Annotated in this window: 7 protein-coding genes; 6 read left to right on the forward strand and 1 reads right to left on the reverse strand. The window is 71.8% G+C overall.

The window, feature by feature from the left end; all coding sequences use genetic code 11:
- From HUV01_RS12395 to HUV01_RS12420, 6 genes are all read left to right on the forward strand, one after another.
- Window positions 1-288, forward strand: a 288-nt coding sequence (locus tag HUV01_RS12395; RefSeq protein ID WP_254606615.1) for a HisA/HisF-related TIM barrel protein, incomplete at its 5' end; no start/stop codon positions are given.
- A 127-nt stretch (window positions 289-415) separates the two neighbouring features.
- Complete coding sequence (locus HUV01_RS12400; protein ID WP_174298550.1) at window positions 416-1453, forward strand: acyltransferase family protein; 1038 nt, start codon at window positions 416-418, stop codon at window positions 1451-1453.
- A gap of 66 nt (window positions 1454-1519) precedes the next feature.
- Window positions 1520-1771, forward strand: a complete 252-nt coding sequence (locus HUV01_RS12405) for a hypothetical protein (RefSeq protein WP_174298549.1) — start codon at window positions 1520-1522, stop codon at window positions 1769-1771.
- Between the two features lie 32 nt (window positions 1772-1803).
- Window positions 1804-2172: a phosphoribosyl-ATP diphosphatase gene (locus HUV01_RS12410; protein WP_174298551.1), complete on the forward strand. Its 369-nt coding sequence runs from the start codon at window positions 1804-1806 to the stop codon at window positions 2170-2172.
- 3 nt (window positions 2173-2175) lie between these two features.
- Window positions 2176-2577 (forward strand): histidine triad nucleotide-binding protein, encoded by a 402-nt coding sequence (locus HUV01_RS12415; protein ID WP_174298552.1) that lies wholly within the window; start codon window positions 2176-2178, stop codon window positions 2575-2577.
- A gap of 76 nt (window positions 2578-2653) precedes the next feature.
- A complete protein-coding gene (locus HUV01_RS12420; RefSeq protein WP_174298553.1) occupies window positions 2654-4180 on the forward strand; it encodes an amino acid permease in 1527 nt (508 codons plus the stop codon).
- Window positions 4181-4313: 133 nt separating this feature from the next.
- Here HUV01_RS12420 and HUV01_RS12425 read toward each other — a convergent pair.
- Window positions 4314-4560: PfkB family carbohydrate kinase (locus HUV01_RS12425; protein ID WP_254606617.1), on the reverse strand; the 247-nt coding region annotated here is incomplete at its 5' end.

The following is a 4560-nucleotide window of genomic DNA, read 5'->3' on the forward strand; positions in this document are numbered from 1 at the left end:
GTCCGCCTCGCCGAGCTGGGGGCGGGCGAGCTGCTCGTCACCTCGATGGACAAGGACGGCACCAAGGGCGGCTACGACCTGGCGCTGGTCCGCGCGATCGCCGACGAGGTGAGCGTGCCGGTGGTGGCGTCGGGCGGCGTCGGCACGCTCGCCGACCTGGTGGCGGGCGTGGTCGAGGGCCATGCGAGCGCCGTGCTGGCGGCGTCGATCTTCCACTTCGGCGAGGCGAGCATCGCCGACGCCCGCGCGGCGCTGGCGGCGGCGGGGGTGCCGGTGCGGACGGGGTAGGCGTTTCCCTCGCCGGTACCGCCGATGGCCGGACGTCGCATCCGCCGCGACCGACGCGTCGGGGCTTCGAGTTGCTTCCCGGGCAGACGTGGCCCAAGCTGGAGTCCCGTGGACGAAGGGGCATGCGATGCTCACCAACCTGCAAGGCCTGCGGGCGCTGGCCGCGATCGGAGTGGTGGTCTTCCACGTCGGGCTGCTGCCCGGCACCGCGCTGCCGTGTCGGGTCGGGGCGGCGGGCGTCGACCTCTTCTTCGTGCTCAGCGGCTTCATCATCGCACACAGCGCGAGCCGGAGCGCACACGACTTCCTGAAGCATCGGCTCATCCGCGTGCTGCCCGCCTACTGGATCGCCACGCTGATCGCGGGGCTGTTCACCCTTCGAGCCATGGACGTGCCGGGCGCGACGGCCTGGATCGGTCAGTCGCTCCTCTATCTGCCCGGTCCGGGCGGGCGCCCGGTGCTGATCTTCGTCGCGTGGACGCTTGTGTACGAACTGGCCTTCTACCTTCTCTTCTGGCTGGCGCTCCGGTTCGGCGCGGGCCGGGCATGCTGGCTGGCGCTGGGCGCGCTGGTCGCGCTGGCTTTCCTGCATCTGCCGGGCACGTCGGGGCCATGGCCGCTTCTGCTCGAGTTCGCGATGGGCCTGATCGTCTTCCTCCTCGTCGGGCGCACGGCGGCGACCGGTCGCGTGTCCGGTGCCGTCGGCCTGGCGGCGGCGGGCCTTGGTCTCGTTCTGCTGGTCGTCCTGCCCCGCCTGACGGGGTACGATCCCGACGACTACCAGGGTATCGGCCGCGTGTTCACCTGGGGCGTTCCGGCGGCGATCGTCCTGGCGGGGCTCGTCATCGCCGAACACGCGGGGTGGGCGCTACGCAGCCGCCCGGTCCTGTTGCTGGGCGCCGCCTCCTATTCGCTTTACCTGCTGCATCCGATCGCGCTCGGACAACTCCTGCAGCTCCCCGCCCGTCCGGCTCCCGTCAGCTGGGCGCTGTGCGCCGCCGCCGTCGTCGCGATCGCGATGCTCGCCGTCGCGTTCCACCTCCTCGTGGAGGCGCCGATCGTCCGCGGCCTGCGCGCGCTGTTGCGGGATCGCCTGCCCGCCGGCCCGGAGGCGCAGGCGAGCGGTCACGTTCCCCGATCGGCGACGGGAGCCGGACGGTCCTGAGCCCTCCAGGACGGTCGGGCCTTTGCCGGCAACGCTTTCTCCATCCCGTTCCGCCATGATGCGGCCATGATCCCGCTCCTCCTCGCCGTCGCATCGGGCCATAGCGGCGTCGCGCGCGTGCGGAGCGGGCCGGAGGCGTCGGACGTCGCGCTGTTCGTGCTCGCCGCGCTCGCGATATGGGTCGTGCGGCGGGCGTTGCGGGCGCGGTTCCGGGATCGGGCGGATCCCGGTCACAGGCGGGGCGACGGACGGCGCGACAGGCGGGATCACGGGCGGGGCCACAGGCGGGGCCACAGGCGGGACTGGGGGCGGGATTGACCCCGCGCGCGCGCCGCGCCACCGACGCGCCGATGCCCGACCCGACTCCCGATCCGACTCCTGCCCCGGCGCCCGACCTCCTCGACCGCATCGAGGCCACGATCCGCGGGCGACGGTCGGGCGATCCCGATGCGTCCTACGTCGCGCGCCTGACGGCCAGGGGCCGCGCGGCGATCGCGCAGAAGCTGGGCGAGGAGGCGGTGGAGGCCGTTATCGCCGCGATGGGCGACGATCCGGCCGCGATCGTGCCCGAGGCGGCGGACCTCGTCTTCCACCTGCTCGTGCTGCTCGCCGACGCCGGGCTCCGCCTCGACGACGTACGCGCCGAACTCGCCCGGCGCGAGGGGACCGGCGGGCTGGACGAGAAGGCCGGCCGCGCCGCCGCGCGCGCGGGGGACTGAACGATGCCGGTCGATGCCACCCTGCCGTATGACGACGCCAACGTCTTCGCGCGCATCCTGCGCGGCGAGATCCCGGCGACCATCGTCCACGAGGACGAGTACGCGGTCGCCTTCCGCGACATCGCCCCGCAGGCGCCGGTGCATATCCTCGTGATCCCGCGCGGCGCCTATGTGTCGTGGGACGATTTCTCCGCCCGCGCGAGCGATGCGGAGATCGCGGGCTTCGTGCGGGCGGTCGGTACGGTCGCGCGGGCCGCCGGACTGGTCGAGCCCGGCTATCGCCTGCTCGCCAACGTCGGCGCGGCGGGCGGGCAGGAGGTGCCGCACCTGCACGTCCACCTGTTCGGCGGCGCCCCGCTCGGGCCGATGCTCGCGCAAGGCGCGGCGCGAGCGCGCGCACGGTAGGGGATTGCGCGACCCCGTTTTGCGGCTAGGCTCGGACGGCAGGGGGCGGAGCGACCGCGACCCTGGGGAGACGTTGATGATCTTCGACCGCGTGAAGTCCCTAGACGCGATCATCGCCACCGCCGAGAAGAAGGGACTGCAACGCTCGCTCGGCGCGTTCCAGCTTACCATGCTCGGCGTCGGCGCGGTGATCGGCACCGGCATCTTCGTGCTGACCAGCGAGGCCGCGCAGAAGGCCGGGCCGGGCATGATGATCTCATTCGTCATCGCCGGCTTCGTCTGCGCGGTCGCGGCGCTGTGCTACTCGGAACTCGCCTCGATGGTGCCGGTCGCGGGCTCCGCCTACACCTACACCTATGCCGTGATGGGCGAGCTGCTCGCGTGGATGGTCGGCTGGGCGCTGATCCTCGAATATGCGGTGGGCGCGAGCGCGGTGGCGGTCGGCTGGTCGGGCTATTTCGTCGGCTTCATGAAGAACACGTTCGGCGTCGCGATCCCGCAGGCGCTGGCCGTCGGTCCCAGCGAGGGCGGGATCGTCAACCTGCCCGCCGTCGTCATCTCCGTCCTCGTCACCGGGCTGCTGATCCTTGGCACCACCGAGAGCGCGCGGGTCAACGCGATCCTCGTCGCGGTGAAGGTCGCGGCGCTCACGCTGTTCGTCGCGCTGACCGTGCCGACGCTCAGGACGGCCGAGTTCACCCCCTTCCTCCCCAACGGCTGGGGCACGATCGGCGTCGTCGGCGCCGCCTCGTCGATCTTCTTCGCCTATGTCGGCTTCGACGCGGTCTCGACCGCCGCCGAGGAGACGCGCGATCCGCAGCGCAACGTGCCGATCGGCCTGATCGGATCGCTGCTGATCTGCACGGTCTTCTACCTGCTCGTCTCGGCGGGCGCGATCGGCGCGATCGGCGCGCAGCCGGTGACGGGGCTGGCCGGCGAGATCCTCCCGCCCGGCTCGCCCGAGCTCGCCGCCCGGTGCGCCGCGATCGTCGCCGGCGGCGCGACGGAGCCGCTGGTGTGCAGCCACGAGGCGCTGGCGCATGTGCTGCGCGTCGTCGGCTGGGCGCGGATCGGCAATCTGATGGGCCTGGCCGCGTTCGTCGCGCTGCCGTCCGTCGTGCTGATGATGATGTTCGGCCAGACCCGCGTCTTCTTCGTGATGGCGCGCGACGGGCTGCTGCCTGCCAAGCTCGCCAGCGTCCATCCCCGGTTCAAGACGCCGCATGTCGTCACCGCCTTCACCGGCATCGTCGTGACGCTCGCGGCGGCGTTCCTGCCGGTCGGCAAGCTCGCCGACTATTCGAACTCGGGCACGCTGTTCGCCTTTGCGATGGTCGCGGTGTCGGTGATGGTGCTCCGCCGGACGGACCCTGCGCGCCACCGCCCGTTCCGCACGCCGCTCGTCTGGGTGGTCGCGCCGCTGGCGATCGTCGGTTGCGTCGGGCTGTACCTGTACCTGCCGTTCGTCGCCCAGATGGTGCTGTTCGGGTGGGGCGCGACCGGACTGCTGGTCTATTTCGGCTACAGCCGCAGCCACAGCAACGTCGGCAACGGCGTCGACGATCTGGAGGACAATCCGGCGTTCGCGCACGCTGCCAAATAGCTGCGCCTTGCAGCTTTTCGTGTGTGAACTTTTGCCGTCATGCCAGCGAACGCTGGCATCTCCCTGAACGGCGGGACGATTATCCCGGTCGAGGAGACCCCAGCGTTCGCTGGGGTGACGGCATGGCGATCGCTTATCCCAGCTTCGTCGCCACCAGCTCCACCATGTCCACCTGCGGCCGCGCGCCGTAGTGGGAGATGATCTCGGCCGCGCACACCGCGCCCAGTTTCAGCGACTTCTCCAGCCCCCAGCCCTGCGCCTGCCCGCGCAGGAAGCCGGCCGCGAACAGGTCGCCCGCGCCCGTCGTGTCCACCACCTGCGCGACCGGCTCCGCGGGCACGGACACCGTCCGTCCCGCCTGCACCGCGATCGCGCCCGCC

This window comes from Sphingomonas bacterium (assembly GCF_903643035.1).
Lineage (GTDB): Bacteria > Pseudomonadota > Alphaproteobacteria > Sphingomonadales > Sphingomonadaceae > Sphingomonas.

Excerpts from the sequence above, each read along its gene's own strand:
- HUV01_RS12405 (WP_174298549.1), top strand. The coding sequence starts at position 1,520 with ATGATCCCGCTCCTCCTCGCCGTCGCATCGGGCCATAGCGGCGTCGCG.
- HUV01_RS12410 (WP_174298551.1), top strand. The coding sequence starts at position 1,804 with ATGCCCGACCCGACTCCCGATCCGACTCCTGCCCCGGCGCCCGACCTC.
- HUV01_RS12420 (WP_174298553.1), top strand. The coding sequence starts at position 2,654 with ATGATCTTCGACCGCGTGAAGTCCCTAGACGCGATCATCGCCACCGCC.
- HUV01_RS12415 (WP_174298552.1), top strand. The coding sequence starts at position 2,176 with ATGCCGGTCGATGCCACCCTGCCGTATGACGACGCCAACGTCTTCGCG.
- HUV01_RS12400 (WP_174298550.1), top strand. The coding sequence starts at position 416 with ATGCTCACCAACCTGCAAGGCCTGCGGGCGCTGGCCGCGATCGGAGTG.